General features: G+C 60.2%; 1 protein-coding gene. It reads right to left on the bottom strand.

Features of this window, described 5'->3' with window-relative positions:
- A partial coding sequence (locus ACRHNM_RS17360; protein ID WP_431137902.1) for a glycogen/starch synthase occupies positions 1-256 on the bottom strand: 256 nt, incomplete at both ends.

Raw genomic sequence — 256 nt, 5'->3', positions numbered from 1 at the left:
CCTTCCTGGCGGTGACCAGGTCGGCTTCTAGGCCTTCACCCCCGATAAACTCAGGCGGGGAACTCGGCTTCTGGATGTCTTCCATATAGGATGGCGAAACCGTGTGGACGGCATCTGCCAGGCGGATGCCGATGGCCATCAGATTGATACAGTCGGGGTAGCGGGCATCGCTCAGCTGTTCTTCCCCGTACGGGACCCCGGGAAACCAGGCTTCCAGGGAGGACGGGTTTCCCGAAAAGGGTCGAATCCCCTGTAT

Source organism: Psychroserpens mesophilus, assembly GCF_050617655.1.
In the GTDB taxonomy this organism is placed as follows: domain Bacteria; phylum Bacteroidota; class Bacteroidia; order Flavobacteriales; family Flavobacteriaceae; genus Psychroserpens; species Psychroserpens mesophilus_A.
This window is presented reverse-complemented; position numbering and strand designations above follow the sequence as displayed.